We start from the raw sequence: 24259 nt of genomic DNA, 5'->3' as shown, positions 1-24259 counted from the left end.
CAGTAAAGTAGGCTAAAACTTGCAAAAAAAATAAGATTCTTCGCTGCGCTCAGAATGACAAACCCATTCTATTGCGCTAAACTTTCAAATTCTTCTTCAGTCAATTCAATTTCTGCGGCTTTTAAATTTTCTTTTAAATGTTCTACAGATTTTGTTCCAGGAATTAAAAGGATATTTGATGACCTTTTTAATAACCAGGCTAAAGCAATCTGCGCGGTGGTAGCGTTATGTGTATCGGCAATCGCTTTAATCTTATCGGCTAACTTATGCGGACCAGAAGCTAACGGAAACCAGGGAATAAAAGCCAGACCTTGTTCTGCTGTAAAATCCAAAACACGCTCCCATTGTCTGTTACTAAGGTTGTATAAATTTTGAACAGAAACAATAGGAAGAATATCCTGCACCTGTTTAATCTGATCGATAGTTACTTCTGATAAACCCACATTTTTTATTTTACCTTCTTTCACGGCTTCTACCACAGGTGCCAGGGTTTTGGCAACATCCACATTGGGATCAATACGGTGCAGTTGCCATAAATCGATTGAATCTACTTTTAAACGCTGTAAACTTCCTTCAATATCTTGTCTGATTTTTTCTGGTGCACCATTAGGCACCCAATTGTTTGGACCTGGTCGATCAAAACCGCCTTTAGTGGCTATAAAAAGACCTTTTTGAAAAGGTGATAAAGCATCGGCAATAAGCGTCTCGTTAAATTTTGGTCCATAAGCCTCTGCAGTATCAATAAAATTAACGCCATTCGCCACTGCTTCGCGCAAAACCGTGATTGCATTTTCCCGGTCTTCTACTTCGCCAAAAACACCATTACCGGTTAATTGCATTGCGCCATAGCCTAAGCGGTTAACTTCTAATTCGCCAAATTTAAATGTAGTTTTTCCCATTTTATTTCAGATATGATGATAAATTCAATGATAAAGATAACCGCAGGCAGATGGCATTGTTTGCAAAATGAATTTTATGATAAATAAATGAACAAAGGGTAAAAGGGCTATTGTAAGGTGGTTGCTGGTTGTAACGATAAACTGTTCACAGATCAAAAAAGAAAAGTTATCATTGTAATGCATACGCTAATAGCGATCGTTGTAAGATTGCTTCGTCGGCTGAAAAAGCCTTCTCGCAATTGACGATACCGAAAGGTATTTAACGCTGAATAGAAATGGGCTTAGCAGCTATAAAGATTCTTCACTGCGCTACCATTGACATTATTTTACAAATATATACTAATCAGCGTTTTAACTGCTTTCGCATTTCCATCCAACTAGGCCATAGTACGGTATCCCCGTTCCACTTAAACCCGGCCTAACAAATTTTTCGGGCTGCACTGCCTAAGCCAACATACTAGCTTCGAAAGAAAAATTTTCAGCCGGCAGTTTTTGTTTCTTTTTGATGCCAAAAAGAAAGAGCCCTTCGGCGGCGGAGAGCCGAGGCAAGACCAAGCAGTAGGAAAAGGGAAACGATTGTACGTCACTCATATTGATTCTATACAATAAATTATCACTCAGAATGACAAAAAAAAGGCTGCTCCGATTTGGAACAGCCTAACTAGATTTATAAGGATAATAATGAGATTATAGCAATTTAACTATCTCCATCCGCCACCCAGAGCATGATAAATATCTACTACAGCATTTAACTGTTGTTTTTTAGTTTCGATCAGCTCTAATTTCGATTGTAATGCATCGCGTTGGGTCATCAATACCTCAAAATAATCGGCTCTGGCAGATTTAAACAAATCGTTCGAAATATCAATCGACTGCGTAAGTGCAGCAACCTGTTTCGATTTCAGATCATAGCTTTTCTGCAGATTGCTAATTTTTGACAACTGATTGGCGACTTCAATATAACCATTTAAAATGGTTTTTTCATAATCAAAAACTGCCTGCAACTGCTTGGCATTTGCTGTTAAATATTCAGCCTTTATAGCATTTTTATTTATCAGTGGCCCGGCTAAATCTCCGGCTAAAGAATAAATTAAAGATTCTGGTGTTCTTAATAAATATGAAGGATTAAAAGCCTGATAACCAATTGCAGCGGAAATACCCAATGATGGATAAAACTGTGCTTTAGCTACTTTAACATCCAATTTAGCAGCGGCTAGTTCATACTCCGCCTGTTTAATATCCGGACGGTTAGCCAATAACTGTGAAGGTAAACCTGTTTGTACAGTTGGCGGAACCAGATCTGTAAAATTAGATTTGTCTCTGACGATCGGTTGAGGAAAACGGCCCAGCAGGAAATTAATTTTGTTCTCCGTTTCAGTAATATCTTGCTGAATATCAAACTCCAAACTTTTCGAACTTAATACCTCAGCCTCAAATTTACGTACGGCAAGTTCGTTAACCCTGGAGGCCTGTTTCTGGATTTTCATCAACTCCAATGCATTGCTTTGCAGTTCGATCGTTTTTTTTACCGTCTCCAACTGATTATCAGAAGCTAACAATTCATAATACGAATTGGCCACTTCGGCAATTAAATTGGTAATTACGAAATTCTTACCTTCTACTGTCGAAAGGTAGTGGTTAATAGCTGCTTTTTTAGAATTACGCAGTTTATGCCAGATATCCGCTTCCCAGTTGGCCTGTAAACCGAAGTGATAATCAGGCAATACTTCTGGCACACCTTTGCCTGGCGTAATTTCTGTAGAAGCATCGCCGGCACCCGAACTGGTGTAACGGCCCACTTTATCAAATCCGGCACCAGCGCCATAGGTTACGCTTGGTAAAAGTTCTCCTTTTCTGGCCTTAATTTCATTTTTGGCAATTTCAATATCCTGAAGCGTAATATTCAGCTCCTGGTTATTTTTAAGTGCAGTATCAATCAGGTTGATCAGGTTAGGATCTGTAAAAAAGTTACGCCATTGAATACCAGCTGTACTTACTGTATCCTGTGAGCCATTAAAGCTCACAGGTACATTTTTATTTTCGGCACGTTGGGCTACTTCCGGTAGCTTACAGGCGGTATATGCTGCGCATATTAACACCAATCCAAGGCCTTTATAAAGATTATTCTTAAACATTATTCTCAATTTCTTCAGTTAACGGATGTTCTTCTTCAATTTTGATGAGCTTGTGTTTAGCTGCAATTGTTCCGAATATATAATATAACCCAGGGATCACGATTACGCCGAAAATGGTACCGAAAAGCATACCACCCGCAGCAGCCGAACCAATGGTACGGTTACCGATCTTGCCAGGTCCTGTTGCAATCATCAAGGGGATCAAACCTGCGATAAAGGCAAAAGAGGTCATTAAAATCGGACGGAAACGCACACTTGCGCCTTCCATTGCCGCTTTAAGCACTGTTGCCCCCTGACTTTGGCGCTGCGTAGCAAATTCCACAATCAGCACCGCATTTTTACCCAATAATCCGATCAACATTACCATGGCCACCTGTGCATAAATGTTATTTTCCAGTCCCAATAATTTAAGGAAGAGGAATGCGCCAAAAATACCGGCCGGTAGAGAGAGGATTACCGAAAGTGGCAAAATGAAACTTTCATACTGTGCGGCCAAAACCAGGTACACGAAACCTAAACAGATCAGGAAAATGTAAATGGCCTCGTTGCCTCTTGATACCTCATCTTTAGAAATACCAGCCCAATCGATACCAAATCCCCTTGGCAAGGTTTTCTGCGCTACCTCGGTAATGGCTTTAATGGCTTCACCAGAACTATAACCTGGAGCTGCCTGCCCGCTGATCTCAGAAGCATTGTACATATTGTGCCTGGTAATCTCCGACAAACCATAAACCCGGCGCATTTTGATAAAGGCCGAGAAAGGCACCATTTCATCGCGGCTGTTTTTAACCGAAAGTTTTAAAATATCCTCTGGCAAAGCCCTGTATTGAGGTAAGGCCTGTACAATTACCTTATACTGACGATCGTACTTAATAAAACTGGTCTCATAATCGCTACCCACAAAAGTAGACAAGGTATTCATCGCATTATCAATGCTTACCCCTTTTTGTTGTGCAATATCGTTATCAACATCCAACATGTATTGTGGGAAACTGGCACTGTAGAAAGTAAACACAGATGATAACTCTTTGCGTTTGTTCAGCTCTCGCACAAAATCATTGGCAACGGTTTCCATTTTTTTGTAATCTCCGCTACCTGCTTTATCCAGTAAACGGAGTTCGAAACCACCCGCAGCACCATAACCCGGAACCGCTGGTGGCTGGAAAAATTCGATGGTTGCACCAGGTATGGATTTTGATTTCTGCTCCAGTTCTTCAATAATTTCTTGTGCAGAGTGCTTACGTTCGCTCCAATCTTTCAGGTTAATTAAACAGGTACCCGAGTTAGATCCTGTACCTTCGGTAAGGATTTCATATCCGGCCAAAGATGAAACCGATTTAACACCATCAATGTCTTCGCACATTTTCTGCAATTTCTCAGCAATCTGGTCGGTACGTTCCAAAGTAGATCCCGGAGGTGTTTGGATAATGGCATATACCATTCCCTGATCTTCGTTAGGAATAAATCCTGATGGCACACTTCCACTTAATCCCCAAACACCCAAACAAAAGGCAACCAATATACCAAAGGTTAATATCCTGCGGCTTACCACTTTGCTCAATACCAGTTCATATTTACCTGAAAGTTTGTTAAAACCATTATTAAAACCATCCAGGAAACGGTCGATAATGGTTTTCTTTTTGGTTGAACCGTGATTGTTCTTTAACATAATGGCACATAATGCCGGCGTAAGCGTTAAAGCCACAATACCCGAAAGGATAATTGCCGTTGCCATGGTAATGGAGAACTGACGGTAGAAAATACCCACCGGACCAGACATAAATGCTACCGGAATAAATACCGATGCCATCAAGAAGGTAATCGCAATAATTGCTCCACCAATCTCTTTCATGGCCTGCTGTGTAGCTTTTAGGACCGAAAGATGCCTATCGTGCTCCATCTTGGCATGCACCGCCTCAATTACCACAATTGCATCATCAACTACCACCCCAATGGCGAGTACTAATGCAAACAAGGTGATTAAGTTAAGCGTAATGCCAAAGAACTGCATAAATACAAATGTTCCGATCAACGATACCGGTACAGCAATGGCCGGGATAAGGGTTGAACGCCAATCGCCCAGGAACAGGAATACTACTAAACCTACCAGGATAAAGGCCTCAACTAAGGTATGGATTACCTTTTCGATAGATGCATCCAGGAATTTGGAAACGTCGTAACTGATTTCGTAATCTAAACCTTTAGGAAATGATGCCGATTTAATCTCAGCCATTTTAGCTTTAACATCTTTAATAACCTGGCTGGCGTTACTGCCATAAGATTGTTTTAAAACAATCGCAGCAGATGCTTTTCCGTTTAAGGTAGAGTATAAATTGTAAGCTGAAGCACTAAAATCTACATCAGCCACATCTTTTAAATGGAGCAACTGGCCATCAGGTGTAGCCCTAACCACAATATTTTCGTAACCCTCTTTGGTACTGAAACGGCCTGAATATTTTAATACATATTCAAAAGCCTGCGAACGTTTACCCGAACTCTCTCCTGTTTTACCTGGCGAGGCCTCCAGACTTTGCTGTTCAAGGGCTGTCATTACTTCATCAACAGAGATTTTATAAGCCTGCATGCGGTCAGGCTTTAACCAAATACGCATGGCATAATCCCTATCACCCAAAATATCGGCAAAACCTACACCATCAACCCTTTTAAGCTCGGAAAGCAAGTTGATATCGGCATAGTTATACAAGAAATTCTGGTTTATTTTAGGGTCTTTACTATACAGGTTGATATACATCAACATGTTAGACTCTTCGCGTGTGATTTTTACGCCCTCGCGGATTACCAGAGGAGGAAGCTTATTGGTAACGGCAGCTACACGGTTCTGTACGTTAAGCGAAGCCTGATTGGGATCGGTACCTAAATTAAATACCACCTGTATAGATGCTTCACCATCATTACCGGCATCAGATGCAATATATTTCATTCCCGGTACACCGTTAAGTGCACGCTCAAGTGGAATAATTACTGATTTAATCAACAATTCGTTATTCGCTCCAGGATATTCCGCAGTAATATTTACTTTGGGAGGAGATATGGTAGGAAACTGTGTAACGGGCAGGTAGCTAATGGCCAACACCCCCAAAAACACAATAACAAGTGATATTACGATAGAAAGGACGGGCCTTTGTATGAATTTACTAAACATAAATTAAGTATAGAGGGTTTAGATTATTCTGTTTTCAATCTCAATTGTTTCAACACTTCCTGAGGTTGCTGGAATTTAAAGGCAATTTTATCATCATCTTTAACCTTTTGGACACCTTCAAGCAAAATCTTATCTTCAACGGTAATGCCGTCACCAACAATGTATAAATCTGGAAGATCGCCTGCAATGGTAATCACCCTTGAGTGTACTTTATTGTTTTTATCAACTACAAAAACATAGGTTTTATCCTGAATATCATAAGTGGCCTTTTGTGGGATAATGATGGCATTTTTTAAAGGAACAACCATATGGATTTTACCGGTTTCGCCATTCCTAAGCAGGTTATCGCTATTATTAAACCTTGCCCTGAAAGCAATATTTCCTGTCTCATTATCAAATTCGCTTTCAATAATTTCTACTTTACCTTTCGCTTTTAGAAATTCGCCGTTCGCCAATAATAAGCTTACTTCTTGTTGGGTTTTTGCTTTTGTAGCACTCTGATAGTTTAAGTATTCAGGTTCTGATACATTGAAGTATGCAAAAACCTGACTGTTATCTGACAGGCTGGTTAACAAAGCACCTTCATCAACCAAACTACCCAGTTTTAAAGGAATACGGTCGATGGTGCCATCAAATGGCGCTCTGATTTCGGTGTTAGACAAATGGAATTTAGCCAAAGAAGTTTCGGCATTAGCCGATTGCAGTTTGGCTTTGGCCATAGCAAGCTCATTTTTAGAAACGATATTTTTATCTGACAGTAATTTGGTGTTTTCCAGTTCAATTTCTGCCGATTTAGTTTCAGCCTGTGCTTTTAGCAACTCAGATTGAGCTGCCTTAGGCATAATCTTAAACAACAGCTGACCTGCTTTTACATGCTGGCCTTCATCTACATAAATATTTTGGAGATAACCCTTTTCCTGGGCTCTAACTTCTATGTTCCGAACGGATTTAATCTGCGAAACATATTCTTTGGTAAAGGAAGTATCCATCCTTAACGGAGTGGTTACTGCATAAGTAGCTACTTCTTCCTTTTCTTCTTTCTTCGAGGTGCAACCTGTTACGTAAAGCAAAGTACACAAGCCTAAGCACATGAGAACTCTTTTCATTTTTTTTCGTTAATGGTTTTAATCTGATTTATTTTTTCTTTAATTAGTTTTCATTGGCAATCAATTTATAATGAAAAGCTATCTACGACCGGTTTGCAGATACTTAATTGATTTCAATAAATTGTGGTTACGCAATGATTTAATTCGAAGGCGAAATAAATACAGATTTATGAAGTTATAATGAAGTTGAACTTCAGGTTTCCATTCTGAAAATCGTGGTTTAGCGCATAAAGAGGTGATTTATAACTACAAACAGCAGATATTGGATACTTTTTTAACTAATGAAGCAATTAATGATTCTTTTAGATGAATAAATTGGCATTTTCACAAAAAAGATGCTAGTTTTTATTGTAATTGAATATTTCCGGTATAGTGAAGAAAAAGGTTTTATGACTGTTGAACTACATGAAATGAATTAATCAATTGGAAAAAGCGGGCCAGGTCCAGTTTATTATCGCCGAGCACTCCCCTCCGCACATCTGCTATCCGGGAGCCAGCATTTTATCAGTTTGATGAAGATGACATATCATAAATAGGTTACGAGGATATGAAGCAATTACCCTCAAGAAATCCTTTTTGGATATCCGCAGCTTTACCTTCGTCATTTAACAAACAGTTGAAATAAAACAACACTAGTCAACATAAAAAAATTAAGTCATTAAAAATAAAACACTTAGCAACAAATATTATATTATTTTAAACGATAATTATCCGGCACCGTAGGCAAGCATTACCTTTGCAAAAAATACCATAATGAACAATACCCAATCAAAAGCGCTAGAACTTGTTGTAGGCATTATAAAAGATACCATTGGCGATATTAAAATTGAACAAACTTCTGCAAGCTCCGTTACCCTAAAAGACGGTAACGCCACTATACAATTAACACAACAGGCAGGTGAAAATGCAGATAAAGAAACGGTTGTAATCCTGGACCCGAAAGACATTATTTACAGCGAAGACCTTCTTCCGGAGCTAAATGACCTCACTTCGGTTACGGTAATTATAAACGGTTTGGATATAGAAACACACCTTGTTTTTCAAGCGGTAAGAGATTGTTTTGATCAGATCAGCAACAGTTACGAATTTTTGAAAATCTTTGAAAAAGACGTGATCAGAATAAAAAGCGGATTTAAATTCGGAAGCCATGCTTTTGTACTCAATGTACTGAATGAAAAAGACCAGATTGCTATCAGTACAGAATTTGCAGCATCATTTGATGCAGCGGTTAGAAAAACAGTTGAAACAGATGTGATCAAAGTACAAAAAGCCATTAATAAAATGGTAAAAGAAGACGGCGCGTTTTAATTGTCCGCTTTTTTAAATAAAAAATAACAAATATTTCGATAGCCCTGTGCGAAAAAGCATGGGGTTATAGAAACCCGGTTGTTTTATACATTTCATCCTGGTGGGCATGTTTATCCATCAATAACCGACGGGATGGTAGTTAAGTTTTATTAGGGTATTAAAAAGCGGTATATAGTGCTGAAAATTTATTTAACCGTTGTCCAGCCATCTGCATCTGGTTGACTTGTTGGTTTGGCCGCAGCTTTATTTGCCAATTGCTGAGCCCTAACAACTTTTAAACGTACTAACTGCGCTTGCTCATTTGTGATTCTGGCAGAGCATACTTTATATTATAGCGATTATTCCATCAACGCTAAAACATCATAAAGAGTAATCCAATAAATGCCCGTAGCTTCCATAGCAACCGTGGTTATTGAACATTCCTTTAAACAGGCGCTCAATTCTCTATAACAAGAAGTAAAAGTACGGAAGTTTCTCTCGCACTGGTTTTCTACAGAGACATAAACATAGTCAAAAGATCTCTCCACTCCGCGTTGCTCTGGAGACGCAATCGATAGATACCAAAGTCACTTATTAAAATAGCCTTTAATTACCGAGAAAAGGTAAACCAGAATTACCCAACCCGCGATCATAAATTTAGGCCATGCAATAAAATCTGTTCGCCAAAATTCAGCCAGATTTCCAGGGTGGTGGAAACTGTGTAGCAGTCTGACATTCTCAATAACATCCAATGAGCCAATTAAGAAGGCCAGAAATAAATTAAACCGTAGCAATTCATTTAGCCAATTCGTTTTTTCTCTTTGCATTTGCGCATTAGACAGGGTCATGATGAGCAATACATAGACCAAAATAAATAGAAAATCGAGGTGTGTATTCTTTTGTGCGAGGTTTAAAAGTGTTTGGTCGCCATACAGCGTGTCGCTCCAAAGCGAAACGATCTCCGTTCCTGTATCTTTATTGGCAAGTTCCAGGCTAATGATTCCTTTGCCGCTGAATTGCTGAAGTATATTTCCCTGAAAAGACATTACACCACAAACGATAACAAATGCTAAAATTAATATCTTTTTCATTGCTGGCCTCCTTCCTGTTGTTTTAAAACTTTTACAACTGCAGTTCCATTTTTATTTGGATTATTAATGCAATGAATAAAGGCTGCCGCTGTTTTTTTGAAATGCTGGGGTAAGGGATGCAATTCATCTGTCCAGCCATTTTTACCAACTGATCCTCTCGAATCGATATGGAACACCCGGTTCTCACCCAACATGTCGGTAAAAATGCGGCCAATATCAATCATCATTTCATTAAAGAGGTAAATCATGGCATAAACAATTTTGCGCTGATCCTCAGGATCGTAAATACCTCTGAGCTGCAAGGGCGTTTTTAGCCATCCGCCATGTCCGAGAAAGGTCCGTGCGAACAGCCGATACCATTTGAGCGGATTATATCCTGCTATCTTTTTATCGCTTGGAATGGCGTAATCATAACCTTGCGTAATAATCTGTATGCCCGGAAATTTACCTTTTTCAGGCCTGCCTTTACCCCCGGTAAGAATCCCATTTATAATAAAGTAATATTGGAGTTGAAAAAAGGCCAGCAAAGCATAAAAATCTTTGGATATGAACTGAATACCCCGCTTAAAATCTTCCGGTTTGTCGGGCGGATTGGCTGCATTTTGACAGAGGTATTTTGCAAAGGCACTATGTTCAAATTCGTTAGAATCTCCTTTATGTGTAACCATTGCTGCTATTCTCCTGTTTCCAACCAGATCGTTACCTCCCCCGCTAATGATAAATACATCGGGTTGGAGTGTAGAAAGCTGTTCCACATATTTTTTGGCACTAAGCATATTCATCAGCCAATCCCCTCCTGAGGCGAGGCTATAAACAGCGATATTCTCTTCCATAGCAACCCAATCGATTACATCACTTAAAAGAATAGGATAATTGAACCAGGAATCGCCCTCTACCACCACTACCCTATTTTTAAGACCATTGTGCTTAGCCGTATGTTTACGGAAATTATTTTTCACTTTTTTTATAAAGCGGGTATTACGCTGGCTGTTTTTTAATGCATCTACTTTAGCCATAACTGGCGCTAATGCGGCTATCTTCCGTACTTGCTCCAGATTAAGATCATAGATGTGCTGAATAATCCCAGAGAGATCAAACTCATTAATCTCAGGCCGCAGCGCAACAAGTTCGCCCTCTGTAATTTGGTTATTGAGCAGTTTTTGGATCAGACAATCCTTTTTATCCGGATCCATGGGTTCATGATCGTTGGTCATAGCATTTTCTTTGGTTTATTTTGTAATATAAATTACCTAAAATTTATTTCCATAAAGCTGAGCATCTCCTGCTCATAAACTTCTCTACAATTTCTTCTCCTGAGATCAGCTTGCCGGGTAAATCTGCAACAGCAATATTCATGAGTTGAAAGATTTTAGATAAAATAGCCCATAAGGCAAACAAAAAGTCCACTTGGGGATATACTGAATAATACTAAATCAATTGAAAAATATACAACGCTCTACCGAAGATAACTGTTCGCTTTAACCTACAGCGCTCATTTTATCGAATAAGTAAATATAACGGATCACCTGGTAGTTTCCAATATATAAGTACATTTGTAAACAATTGCAATTGCATATTATCAGCAATGGTTCAAGCAGGTTTTCCGGAATAAAGTAAGTCAATCCTTAACATTTACGAAACATAATACTTACATTAGAGCATTATTTTAGCAAACACAAACCAGCCTTTCTTTGTTTATAAGCAGATTAAAGCGGCACAACATGGAAAACGAAATACAATCTGAAAGGGATATCCAATGCGAATTCCTGAATATTTTTAAATTTATATGGGCAGCTTGTGGCATAGCACCACTAGGTGAAGCGCCGGGCAATCCGGAACCAGAAAATACAAATTCTTAAACGGGCATAGAAGTATTAGTATTAACTTATAATTGACCTTAACTTCAGAGCAGGCAAATATGAGGTTACACCTTTTTGCCAGATTAGATAACCTTGGCGAAAACGAAGGATTGATTTGACATTACCAGAAATTTGGATTTGATTTTTTTTTGCGGCTAATACTGATCAGCTTCCGGCACATTAACATCAATAGCAAGTTAGTTTATTCGAAATGCCAATTAATGCTGAATATAACACTGAGCCTAATAATATTCAGCTTGGTCCATTTGCATATTCATCATTTAAAATTCCTTTATAAAAGCATAAAACATGTAGGATAACAATTTCTATCCTTAATTATTAGTGTTTTTTTTAAATAAAAAACTGGTTAGATTGGTTTTAAGTCACCGGTAAAAATTAAATTCCTATCTCAATCGCATTTTTTTTACAAAAAAAAACATTTTTTCTAATCCAAATGCTTCATCGTAGTTTCAGACTTGTAAAAACCACCACAATTAATTGACTACAAACCAGTTGTAATTAACAAAATTAAAACAATTTAAAAGACGATAATCGGCTTTTGATTAAAGGCGTATCAGTAGAAATACAGGTGATTAAATTTATGCAAAAAGCGCCTTTAAACAGCTTTAAAGTGTATTAAAAATTAATATTAAGAGTGTTTTTTAATATTTTTTTTTTAATTACTTTCGACCGTATAACCCAAATAACTGACACATTCGAACTACACAATAAATCAAACCTAATCTCTATAGGCAATTGATTTATTATGCCAAAATTTATTAAAACGGCCTGAGCCTTTAATGAATTATTAGATCCATGTTTAAGCCATATATGGGTTCCAACAGTTTATTTATGATCAGGGCATTTCTGGTGTTTTTATTTAGCGGGTTACTGGGATTAATATTGCTCTGCTCAGCAAATATTGCATTTGCACGCCATGAAATTAAAACCATAACAAACGCTGGCGCTAATAATTTATCCTTTCCTTTTTCTTCAAAAACCAGCACAAACACTGTAAAACGTTTATCGGCAAGTAGCTATTCTAAACATTACATTGCGCCTGCCCCATGGCAATATTGGAGTAAAGCCAATGAAATTGTTATTACATCAGATATCGGCACTGTTACCGGAACAATATATAAAAGCGATGGTACTGTTGTTACAACCTTTACTTGCGCTCAAGGAACGCCTTTTGTTTATCGCTTTAACGGAATACCTAAAGACGTACCTGCGCATGAATTAAATAAGGTGCTGAGCGGGGCCGGATTAATAGTAGAGGCTACCGGATCTATTTCAGTGAATTTAAGAAATGTAGCATCTGATAATTTGGGAAATGACGGCTCGGATACAGACATTAAGGGTAACGCCTCTCTTTTTAGCTTTGGTGATGCGGCAATTGGAACCTCCTTTCGTGTAGGTTACTATCGGGATGGTGATCTTGCAAATAATGCGCATCCACCGATTTATAGCATTATGGCCATTGAAAATAACACGATTGTTAAAATAGCGGGTGTAGCAAAGGCAACATTAAACGCCGGCCAGAGTTACCTTTTCAATGCACCAATGGGAACCTTGGTAGAATCATCAGGATCGGCGGTAATGAATACTGCAGCAGACCTGGATGCTCCCGGAGGCTGTGGAGACGGCGCCTATAATCCAATTCCGCCTATTGCCTCGTTGGGTAGAGAATATGTGGTGGTAAGAGGTGAAGGTAATATGATTGCAGAGCAAACTACTGTAATTGCAACTGAAGTAAACACCAGTTTTACGGTGATAAATTTTGATCAAAATGGCGTTCAAAAAGGAACCACAACCTATAATTTGGCGCAAGCGGGAGATAAGCAGACCTTTAATCATGGTTATCTGAGTAGCCCATACGACCCCGCAAGTAATACAGGAAGATATTCTTCGACCTGGATTTCGGCAACAAAAAATATTGAAGTATTTTCTGGTACGGCAGGTGCCTCTGGTGGTGCAGGTTGCGAAGTAGATGTGGCTACGTTAGTTCCAATATCAAGTTGCTCGGGCTCAAAGCGAGTTGAAACCTCAAAGTTTACTGCCTATGTACAAAGTACTAACCTCGACTACTTTGGCTATATCATTACCAGTAGTGCGGATAGAATTTATCTAAGCACAAATGGCAACCCTATTTACAACAATGAAGATATAGAAACCATAGCAGGTATAGGTACCCGTAAATCCTTAGGCAGCACAGGCCTATCTCTGGTTAGTTTTACACGTACCAATATTGGATCACCAAGTACAATTATAATAACAAGTTCCAATAGACTTACTGTTTCCATGGTTCAGCAAAGTAATGCATTTTCTATGTCTAACTTTATTTCACGTTTCCCTGAAAAAGGCGCTCAGCCAGTGGTATCACAAAGCAACTGTGCATCAGCAACGCTTACCGCAACTCCAAATGCATCCAATTATCAGTGGTACCTTAACGGAGTTCCGATAAGTGGTGCAAACACCAATACTTATGTGGCTAGTGTTTCCGGCAATTATTCAGTAAGTTATAGTTTAGATTGTGGCATTAGCGCGCCTTCGCTCCCTTTAAATATTTCACTTTGTAATATCGACCGCTCCATTACTAAAACGATTGATGTGGCTTACCCGGAATTAAACAGCAATGTGGTATTTACCCTTAAGGCCGAAAATTTAGGTAATGGAAATGCGGTTGGGGTATCGGTTACAGATCTGCTTCCCGATGGTTTTTCTTATGTGTCTAGTGCAACGCCATCAGGTACAAGTTACGATCCTATTTCGGGTATATGGACTATTGGCGATTTGGCCAGTAATGCCAGTATTAGCTTAAAAATTACCGCAAAAGTGATAAAAACAGGCGTAAATATAAACACCGCTACCATTACTGGTTCGCAACCCGATCAGGTAAGCAATAACGATCAGAGTTCGGCTACAACCATCACCGGCTCTGGTGATAGAGAAGTATGTGTAGGTACTGCCATAAACGACATTATTTTTGATATTCCACCAGGTACAAACGGTGTCCAGGTTACGGATCTACCTACCGGGATAACCTATAATCTATCTGCTAAAAAACTTATCATTTCTGGTACGCCAACTACTGCAGGCCCACCCATGACTTATACCGTTTCTAATACTACAGGAACGCCATTCACTACAACAGGTTCAATAACGGTAAACGGAAATGTAAGTACTCCTGTTTTTAATACCGGATTAACCGATAAACGCTGTATGGGTGCCGGAACTGATACCTATGTTGCAACGGCAACAAATGCAACAGGCATAGTCTACTCCATTTTACCCTTAGCGGCAGGTATTATTGATGCAAACAATGGTAAGGTAACCTGGGATAATACATTTACGGGAACAGCCACTATAACAGCCACAGCAAAGGGCTGTACAGAGAAAACGACCAACTTTATTGTAATCGTAAACGGGCTTCCAAATTTAACATTGGGTACCGAACCCGAAATCTGTCAGGGTTTTACCGCTGCATCTCTCGCTTATACCAACCCATTAAACAATCCAACAACCTATAGCATAACCTGGAATACACAAGGTTTTAATCCTCTTAGCAATCAACCTTTGCCAGCAGGAAATATTCCGCTTAACATTCCTGTCAATGCTGCAGCGGATACCCATTCTGGTGTGTTAACCATTGAAAATGCAGCGGGTTGCAGCACTCAAATTAATTTCAACATTAAAATAAATCCAAAACCATCAGCACCACATGTGTCGGTGCAAACCAATTCACAATATTAACAAACAAAAAAATCATCCCCATGAACAAATCAATTACAAAAGCAATTTTAGCCATTACATTCCTGTTAATCGGCACATTTTCAACAGTATCGGCTCAGGTATTACCAACCACAAGCGGAGTTAGCCTTTTTTGCAAAGGATCGGATCTTACTTTACCTCCCCCATCTGGTGCAGACTGGATTGTTAAATATAGTGAAACACAAACCACAACACCAAATCTAGGTGTTCCTTTAGTTTCGGGAAATAAAATCGCAGCGGCAGATTTAAAAACCGGGTATTATTATTTAAGTTCAAAATTAACAGTGGATGGATCCTGCGAATCTGAATTACAGGAAATTCCGGTATATGTGCTAGAACCTTTGGTTGTTAATTTTACGCCTGCTGATTTCTGTCTGGAAAGTCCGCTCGCTCAAATAGGGAACGTATTTAGTCCTGATGCTAATACTCAGGCCTTTGCCTACCAATGGTACACAGTTGATGGCACTATAGAAACTGCAATTCCTGGTCAAACAACAAAAGATTATACACCATCTGCCCCGGCAACTGTTGGAATAAAAACACACCGGTTAAAAGTAGGTTATGTAATTAATGGCAATAAATATTGTCCGCAGTGGGCAGATCATGATGTTAAGGTAACAGCTAAACCTGTAAAACCAACCATTACGCCAGGAATCATTAATGGCACGGCACCAGTAGTTACTTTCTAAGTAAAGTCTCGGTTTTCAGCATATTGATGTATAGATGAAGCTAAGGATATATTCCTTTCTGGCTTTGGCTATATTGTTGTTTTTTATTCAAACAGCAAAGGGCCAAATTGCACCCAACGGGCGGCAAACCATTTCGATCAGACCAGGATCGTCAGTGGTTTTGCGTGCAAACTCGGCTGAGACAGCATCATTTATATGGTATAAGGATAATGTGTTGGTGCAAGGACAAAATAATCCAACGCTGATTACGGCAACAGCTGGTATTTATAAAGTAGTTGCCTCAAATCAATTTGGCTGTACATCCGATATTTCAGATGAAATAGAAGTTTTGGTATTGCCACAAGCTATTGCAGATGTTGCCATCACAAAACGCTCAGAAGCAAAACCCGTAGTGAGCGATCAGGTTTTTGAGTACTACTTAAATGTTAGAAATAATGGTACTGATGATGCCACCCAGCTGATGATCAGGGATGCTCTTCCAGATAACCTTTCTTTAGAAAACCTGGCCCAGCCAACCGATGGAATGGCGACCTACGACCAGATCAACAGAACCATTAACTGGAATATTCCCTTACTGGCCAATGGCAAGTTTGCCGAACTGGTAATTAAGGTAAGGTCTAAGCAATTGGGCATGGTAACTAATACAGCTACTGTAACTGCAATAGAATTTGACCCTAACCTGGCCAATAATACATCAACCGATAAAAAAGAGATTTCAGGTTTAAGAATTCCAAATGTTTTCACGCCTAATGGGGATGGCAAGAACGACACTTTTTATATTGAACACCTGGAATCTTTTGAATCGAACGAGGTAACGATCATTAACCGTTGGGGAAGTACCGTTTATCAATCCAATCACTATCTGAACGACTGGACTGCTCCGGGATTGGCAGATGGAACCTACTTCTATATAGTTAAAGTTAGAAATGGAACAACAACCTGGCAAGATTACAAAGGTTATATCACAGTAATCAGGTAAATAAAGCAAAATACAAAAATGAACATTTTGAAAAGGATACTTCTTTTTTTGATCATTACGATATCATCTGTTAAGGGTTTTGCGCAGCAAGACGCCCAGTTTGGGCAATATGTTTTTAATGGTATGTATATCAATCCTGCATATGCGGGTTATAAGGAAGAGCTTTACCTCCAGGCTTTTGTCAGAGCACAATGGACCGGCGTTCGGGGAGCACCACAAACCCTCTCTATATCAGCAGATGAGGCAATAAATGATGAAAGTTTGGGCATGGGGCTAATTGTAACCAAGGATAAAATAGGTGCACAAAATACTTTAAATGCATCGGCAAACTTCGCTTACAGGATAAAACTCGATCGTACGGAAACCAATATCCTAGCATTCGGTTTAGGCGTAGGTGTAATACAGACAGCCTTAAACGGCAATTTACTAGACCCTATTGAAATGGACGATAATCGTATCCCAACAGGGTCAATAAGTCAGACCATGCCTGATATTCGCGCTGGTATTCATTATTCAAATGAGAAGTTTTTTATTGGTTTTTCGGCAAATAATCTCTTGTCAAAAGCCTTATCAGTATTTGACGATTACCATTCGCTAAACGTTAAAATTCAGCCTCATTTTTACCTGAGTGCAGGAGTTGCATTACCTCTGAATAATGATTTTGTTTTTAAACCAACCTTTTTAATTAAAGATGATTTACATGGGCCAACTTCATTGGATTTAAATGCCTTTTTACTGGTAAAAGAGCGTTTCTGGCTTGGCGCAGTTTATCGCACTTCAGTGAAAATTTACCCTAAAGAGAACCTGCAACCTGGATTAACCAGTAAATCTGCTATTGGTTTCATCAGCGAATTATTTATCAGATCTAACCTGCGTATTGGTTATGGTTATGATTACAGTCTCAATAAACTGAGCAATTATGATTATGGCTCGCACGAAATCTCAGTTGGCTATTATATTGAAACCAAAAAGAGCCGAAGACCAAAGTGTTATTTTTAGTTAGCAATGAAAAAAATACAGTGCAGATTAATAATCAAACCAATGTATTACCATGCAATGCCATAATCTTCGCCATGGTTACTCGAGCCACCTTGTAAACTATTGTGTTTCCAATCAAAATAAATAGCATTGATCGGGCCACTGGTACGTTCTGAAAAACTAAGCATATATCCCATTTTTTTTAGTTCGGTCCGCACCTCCTCTTTGGTGTTGGCATTTAACAAGATCTGCCCGGGCTTTGGTGCTCTGTCGCTCGTCTTAGTTCCACCTAGAGAAAGCCAGAGCTGGTTGGTGTTAAAATTAGCTGCTTCGGTTGCCCTTTGAACATTCATATCAAATTCAGCCATATTTAAAAAGAACTGCAGCAAGTTCTGGTCCTGGGTATCACCACCCTGAACTGCGGCAGCTATAAAAGGTTTACCATCTTTGAGAAATAAGGAGGGCGATAAGGTTACTCTTGGTCGTTTGCCAGGTGCAACAACATTGAAGGGATTTAAGGCAGAATCAAGCACAAAACTTTGCATGCGCTGACTCATTCCAATACCAGTATTACCGGCAATACAGGCCGGAAGCCAGCCTCCGCTTGGAGTAACTGATACTACCCAACCTGCTTTGTCTGCAGCTTCTATAGAGGTTGTTCCCCGCCATAAACGGTCTTCATAAATTTCTTTTGGTGTATTGTTACCCAGATCGTGCTTCGGTGCAAAATTTCGTTTGGCTGTATCAAGGTTAAAACCCCTGCTCTTTAACAGATTTAAGTAAGGGTTACTCTTACCCTCATATGGATAAGGATCTCCAGGACCTACGTTTGCATCATTTTTATCTGCCTGAATAAGTGAGGCCCGTTGTTTTGCATATTCTTTACTTAAAAGACCTTTTATCGGTTCAGCAGGATTTTGATTAGGATCTCCATAGTAAAAATCACGGTCTGCAAACGAAAGGTTCATAGCCTGATAAACAGTATGGATATATTTTGAACTATTATAGCCCATTCCTTTTAGATCAAAATTCTCTAGTATATTCAATGCCTGGAGTAAAACCGGACCCTGTGTCCACTGTTTTAATTTATACACTTTAATTCCTTTATAATCGGTGCTTAGCGCTTCTTCTTCAACCGGTTTCCATTTCGCAAGATCATCCATGGTAATTAAACCACCTTGTTCTTTGCTTCCGCGAACAAATTCTTTCGCGATGTCTCCTTTATAAAAACGATCATAAGCGGCCATTAATGCGTCTTGTCGGGTGCTTCCTTTCTTTAACGCTGCTTGTTCTGCTTCAACCATTTTGGTTAGGGTGGCCAACAGATCTTTTTGAACAAAAACCTCCCCTGCTTCTGGCGCCTCACGTTTCTCGCCCAAATGTGGCAACAACACTTTTTTACTGTAAGGCCAGGTTTTAATTAACTGTTTATCGCGCTCCATACTGTTTGCAGCCTGTGCTTCTATGGCATAACCTGCGGCCATGTGCATGGCAGGTGCTAAAACCTGCCCCAAACTCATGCTACCGTATTTACTCAGCATGTAGATCAAGCCGCCGGGTGTACCCGGGGTGGTGGCGGCCAAAGGACCGTATTCTGGTGGAAAACTATACCCTTTAGCTTTAAAAAAGGCTACGGTTGCTCCGGTTGGGGCAACACCCATCGCATTTATGGCGATTACCTTTTTGGTATTCGGATTGTAAATCAGCGCCTGCGTCTCTCCTCCCCAGCTCAAGGTATCCCACATGGTGCAAGTAGCAGCCAACATAGCACATGCCGCATCAACAGCATTTCCTCCTTGCTGAAAAATCATTGATCCTGCTGTTGCTGCCATCGGCTTTCCGGTGATGGCCATCCAGCTGTTACCGTAAAGCATCGGCTTTTGCGTTTGCTGTGCGAATAAAGGACGAAGAAAAAGTGATAATAATAGAAACAGGACTAAATTTTTCATACTTCTAATATAACTAAAATATGTACGACAACAATCCGCGTCAGTACTAACCCCCCTTAATTTAAGGCAATAAAACAAGCTTGTTACGGAATTTAAGCATGATTACAACAGCCAATAAGTTTTTTAGGAACTCATACATCAGGACTAAAGTTAAATCCTGCCTTTATTTCTTTTTCCCGGGCTTTGGTTCGGGTAGTTCAGCTACTGTGATGCTTACCAGTTTTTTTAGCCAATCGCTATTTTCCAACTGCTCTTCTATTAGAAATTGATTTTTTGCACCCGGATAAGGTGGTGCCTCCACAACGTCAATTATATACGCTCTTCCAGATAAAGTAGGCTTAATAAACAATTTGTTATCGCACACGAGTGCAAATAACTTATCGTCAAAATACAAACCGTATTCACCAAACATTTTCTTACAGGTAACCTGTCTGGAATAACCAATCTGATCGATAACAAAGTCCACGAATTTCTGATCTGATGCCATTTGTAAATTGATTTACACTGTTGTCCGGTAAAACTATAAAAAGGTTGGTGCAAGCGCCACCCCATTAGTTTACCTTTAAAGTTACGACACTTATAAAGTAACTATGGCTAAAAATACAAATTTTAGCGGACAGCCGATATTGAATCAACTATTGATTTATTTAGATAAAGGCCAAATCAGAAAAATAAGCAATCATGTTGTGGTCATGTTTTCCTAACCCTTGAGGGCTATCAGTCTACCCGGTAGGTGATTGTGAGGCTTCTATCCAACCCTCATAAACTGAGTCATCTCGGTTTAGGTTACCTTGTTCGGCGTAGTACACTCTCAGAAGCAAACAGTTGGCGCAGTAGTAAAATTTTCGGAAAGATTTATATTGAGGTTTATCTTCGCAACTGCTCTAATTTAGCGGATAGCCGGTTAAGTGATTCAGATATGAAACGTCTTTATATCATGGATTCTAACACAATAACCTTGTTTAAGGATATTTTAAAGGGTGTAAGGCATATCCATTACAGAAAAAAAAGCAGCATCAAGGTGTATAACATTATCAAGAAGAGCGAAAATATCCACTGTTTGATCCGTTATAGTGCGGTAGTCCGCTACGACCATACTTTTTTAAGCGAAATCCATGCATCAAATAATACTGATTCAATTACTGCATTATGCGAAGCACATTTATGCTTTGATCAGTTGTCTAGGTCAGTTCTGCAGTTGAGCAATATTTCTCTTGATTTTTGACTTATAATATCTGGAAAGCAACTCATAGATAGCCATTTCATTTAGTCTATTTTTACTTCTAAATATTCTATTAATTGACATATGAATTAGTGATGATATTAATCCGTTGTTAATTTGGCCTATATCTTTTTTAATCTTCGAAAATATTTTCAATATTGATATACTTCTTGTTTCTAAATGAATAAATATATCGTGACTTGTTAAGCCACTGCGTTGTTCTAGAACCTGAATTATTTTACTCTTTTGACTTCTATATTTTTGGTCAAAATATATCTTTGAGGATTTTTGGAGACGAAATTCCTTTGAGAATGCCTGTTTATGAATGTTAACAAAGGTTAGCTTTTCGGATTCCTGCATACCCATATTACTTAGTAGTTCATTAACCGAAATCAAAGCAACCAACCACCGTTCCTCATCATTAACGATTTTTTTCAAAACATTAAGCACGTATGAACTATCGAACCAAAATGCGGATTCCATTTCGGAAATGTGGGTGCTTGAATATCTTTCCAACTCTCTGTTATATGTCTCATTCTGTATTTTCCAAACAATACCCTGATTTTCAATAACTTTAAGCACTTCGTTGATTTTAAAAATTACTTTCCCTACATACAAATTATCATTGAGATGAAATCTTAATCTTATATGGAAATCCGAATCAACATAGCGAATAAAGAACCATTTGTCAATTAATTGCTCATTTATTAGTTGATCTAGTAGTGGACTAAATATGTCAGTAAGCAATAGGTCAGCAATTTTAACCCCACAAAAGAACTTGTAACTTAACCATTCTGAGCCTAGGGACATCTTTCTTTGCACAGCAGGATTTTGGAAGATGTCTTCATGTTTCTTCATAACAGGGCTAATACCATCTTTTTTGAAAAATGCTATAATTTCATTAGTGTGATTATTGCCTGAATTGTCTTTCAATAAAAAATCTTTATTTGTGAATAAAAACTCTTCTAAAAGAATTTTACTTTTTTTCTTTACAATTGACAACAATAATTTAACACTTAGCTCATTATCGATATCTATTAACAATTCATTATCACTTTCAACGATCAGAAATAATGTGGGAATATTATAATCTGATGCCCATTTCTTTGCGGTTTGCTTTAATTCATTTTTTTCATCTATTAAAATTTTCAAGTCACTTTGAGTCAATTGCCACCTAGCAGGAGACAAGATAATATCATTAACTTGTACTCTTGGAAGGAACTTAAATTCGCCCATTAAAATACCCCAATCAAAATATAGACCTTGCTGTGTATTTTGTAATTGCATATCGCACAAAAAATGATAGACCGGTAAACTATTGTACGAATAAGAATGAGCATTCCCTAATCTTGGAATGACCTGCTTATTTAATTTTTTTGACCTCAGGTACAATTCGCCATTACGTACAGAAAGAAATAAGTCGTTAACATTTATCTGTGCATCATTAGCCAACGAGGCTCTCGTTAAATAAGGTATTTCAAATTCTCTAAAAACGGGTCGGGCAATCACATTGCCTACTCTATTCTGAGGCAAATGAGATATTTCGGCTACTATAGCGTCATTAAAAAAATTACTTTCATGAGTAGATAACTCTTTCGCAAGTTTAAGCATCTTATCATTTTTACCTGAAAACCTCCCAATTAGATTAACGCCACTGGATCCTCCTATTGTCTTTAAATAAATACTTTCTTTTCCATCATTCCAACCCAGGTGGCTGAAAAAGGCTGCCATAGTTACTGGGAGATTTATCTCATGATCATTAAACCCTTCAAGGTCTTCTTCCGCAATTTCGACTGTATAGTCGTCATTTTTATAAGCATTTATCATCTTTTTAAGCAAAAACGATTCTCTCTGATTCCACCTCATAGTAGATTTTGCCACTTCATTTGAAACACCCAATTCGTCAACTAGAGGATTGTCATCACCCGAATCGTATGTTGATTTAAAGTATCCTATTCCTGATTCATTGTCTAAAACTTGTAACAATTGGACTTCTTGATCTTCATACCGTTCTTGAAATTTTATCGCGAAATCTTTCAATTTAGTTCCGGGAGTTTGTACCTTCAATTTACTTAGAACCTTAAATGCTAATTTCAGCTTTTCCTCGAGATTAAATGGAAACTTTCTGTCATCAACTTTTTTAAATGTTTTAATAAAAAGATCTGTCTGAAACATTTTTCCATCTATCATCTGAACATCGAATTCGGACAGTTTCTCAGTTAATGCTTTGTAAACTTCGACTTCATTACCGATTTTTTTGTCGATTCGAGATAGCTCCTCCTGTATCAATTTAAGTGTTTTCAATATAGGATCCGGGAGCTGCGTTCTTTCAATACTGCTTAACTTTTCTAGTATAAATAGCATCTGGTTTAGTGCATCATCTCCAATCACTGTTGGTTCCAGTTCACTCACCAATAGTTGATTTTCAATTAGTTCATCAATAAATGACACAACATCTTCCTTATCTAATTCTTCCCTAACCAAAATATCTACAAGATCATTTATTCTACAACCATTGATTGCATTATTAAGGATTTTCTGCAAATATTCGCTATTATCAACCGAACAAATCCTATAATTACGCTTCCCATTTTTATAGATATAGTCAACGTATCTCAAATAATCGCCAAAAACGTATATACTATTATTTGAATAAAATAATAATTCATTTTGCATTCCTTTATCTTTGGAAAGTTCCTGTGCAAGTGAGAAAACAAAGTTCATATCCAAAGTAGTATGCCTACCCCATCCATCAATAATTATTTCATTTAATTCATTCAGATTCGAAACACCACACCCAGCGAATAACCCAAAGGGCGTACATCTATTATGCATTCGAAGGGCATATTTGGCTAGCGAAAGCATTAATAAATCTTTTTGCTTTTTACTGCAACTGGCTTCTTCCAGTTTAGTTAACTCTGCCTGCAGTACCGGTGACGCTAAGTATAATGCCTCAATGTACTCCCTATCATCTAATAAGTGCGTCAATTGTTTTTCTGAAAACGAACTTTTATGAGGCTTTAATGGAGTCCGAATGACTATATCTGATAATATACTATAATTCACAACTTATAATTTGAAAAGGCCGTACTTTGGTTTGCACGGCCTTAATGAATTCTTAAAGATTAAGT

General features: G+C 38.5%; 15 protein-coding genes. 6 read left to right on the top strand and 9 right to left on the bottom strand.

The features are described 5' to 3' along the window. Nucleotides 1-68: 68 nt before the first annotated feature. The 4 genes from IM793_RS18530 to IM793_RS18515 all read right to left on the bottom strand — a co-directional run bounded on the left by IM793_RS18530 (nt 69) and on the right by IM793_RS18515 (nt 7303). A complete protein-coding gene (locus tag IM793_RS18530; RefSeq protein ID WP_193423911.1) occupies nt 69-899 on the bottom strand; it encodes an aldo/keto reductase in 831 nt (276 codons plus the stop codon). A 701-nt stretch (nt 900-1600) separates the two neighbouring features. Beyond that, a complete protein-coding gene (locus tag IM793_RS18525) occupies nt 1601-3034 on the bottom strand; it encodes a TolC family protein (protein ID WP_193423908.1) in 1434 nt (477 codons plus the stop codon). Next, entirely contained in the window at nt 3027-6197 is a 3171-nt protein-coding gene (locus IM793_RS18520; RefSeq protein WP_193423907.1) for an efflux RND transporter permease subunit, read from the bottom strand. Before IM793_RS18520 ends, IM793_RS18525 begins: the two co-directional genes overlap by 8 nt. A gap of 23 nt (nt 6198-6220) precedes the next feature. Then, nucleotides 6221-7303, bottom strand: coding sequence for an efflux RND transporter periplasmic adaptor subunit (locus IM793_RS18515; protein WP_193423905.1), 1083 nt, complete (start codon nt 7301-7303; stop codon nt 6221-6223). 753 nt (nt 7304-8056) lie between these two features. Between IM793_RS18515 and IM793_RS18510 the strand changes: the two genes are divergently transcribed. Next, the gene (locus IM793_RS18510) at nt 8057-8611 is read left to right on the top strand and encodes a hypothetical protein (RefSeq protein WP_193423903.1); all 555 of its coding nucleotides are present in this window, start codon (nt 8057-8059) and stop codon (nt 8609-8611) included. Nucleotides 8612-9177: 566 nt separating this feature from the next. Here IM793_RS18510 and IM793_RS18505 read toward each other — a convergent pair. Both IM793_RS18505 and IM793_RS18500 read right to left on the bottom strand, forming a co-directional pair. Continuing rightward, nucleotides 9178-9681 carry a hypothetical protein gene (locus tag IM793_RS18505; RefSeq protein ID WP_193423901.1) on the bottom strand — a complete coding sequence of 168 codons (504 nt, stop codon included), beginning with the start codon at nt 9679-9681 and terminating at the stop codon, nt 9178-9180. Further along, nucleotides 9678-10895, bottom strand: coding sequence for a hypothetical protein (locus IM793_RS18500; protein WP_193423899.1), 1218 nt, complete (start codon nt 10893-10895; stop codon nt 9678-9680). Before IM793_RS18500 ends, IM793_RS18505 begins: the two co-directional genes overlap by 4 nt. 507 nt (nt 10896-11402) lie before the next feature. Between IM793_RS18500 and IM793_RS18495 the strand changes: the two genes are divergently transcribed. The 5 genes from IM793_RS18495 to IM793_RS18475 all read left to right on the top strand — a co-directional run bounded on the left by IM793_RS18495 (nt 11403) and on the right by IM793_RS18475 (nt 17978). After that, nucleotides 11403-11540, top strand: a complete 138-nt coding sequence (locus tag IM793_RS18495) for a hypothetical protein (RefSeq protein WP_193423897.1) — start codon at nt 11403-11405, stop codon at nt 11538-11540. Between the two features lie 816 nt (nt 11541-12356). After that, entirely contained in the window at nt 12357-15293 is a 2937-nt protein-coding gene (locus IM793_RS18490) for a DUF11 domain-containing protein (protein WP_193423895.1), read from the top strand. A 20-nt stretch (nt 15294-15313) separates the two neighbouring features. Beyond that, the gene (locus IM793_RS18485) at nt 15314-16000 is read left to right on the top strand and encodes a hypothetical protein (RefSeq protein WP_193423893.1); all 687 of its coding nucleotides are present in this window, start codon (nt 15314-15316) and stop codon (nt 15998-16000) included. A gap of 34 nt (nt 16001-16034) precedes the next feature. After that, complete coding sequence (locus IM793_RS18480; protein ID WP_193423891.1) at nt 16035-16979, top strand: gliding motility-associated C-terminal domain-containing protein; 945 nt, start codon at nt 16035-16037, stop codon at nt 16977-16979. 27 nt (nt 16980-17006) lie between these two features. Beyond that, complete coding sequence (locus IM793_RS18475) at nt 17007-17978, top strand: type IX secretion system membrane protein PorP/SprF (protein WP_370629817.1); 972 nt, start codon at nt 17007-17009, stop codon at nt 17976-17978. Nucleotides 17979-18025: 47 nt separating this feature from the next. Here IM793_RS18475 and IM793_RS18470 read toward each other — a convergent pair whose 3' ends face one another. From IM793_RS18470 to IM793_RS18460, 3 genes are all read right to left on the bottom strand, one after another. Then, a complete protein-coding gene (locus tag IM793_RS18470) occupies nt 18026-19906 on the bottom strand; it encodes a gamma-glutamyltransferase family protein (RefSeq protein ID WP_193423889.1) in 1881 nt (626 codons plus the stop codon). 163 nt (nt 19907-20069) lie between these two features. Further along, nucleotides 20070-20393: a TfoX/Sxy family protein gene (locus IM793_RS18465; RefSeq protein ID WP_193423887.1), complete on the bottom strand. Its 324-nt coding sequence runs from the start codon at nt 20391-20393 to the stop codon at nt 20070-20072. Nucleotides 20394-21092: 699 nt separating this feature from the next. Next, nucleotides 21093-24194, bottom strand: a complete 3102-nt coding sequence (locus IM793_RS18460; protein WP_193423885.1) for a lantibiotic dehydratase — start codon at nt 24192-24194, stop codon at nt 21093-21095. Nucleotides 24195-24259: the final 65 nt, after the last annotated feature.

Source organism: Pedobacter sp. MR2016-19, assembly GCF_014947265.1.
Lineage (GTDB): Bacteria > Bacteroidota > Bacteroidia > Sphingobacteriales > Sphingobacteriaceae > Pedobacter.
This window is presented reverse-complemented; position numbering and strand designations above follow the sequence as displayed.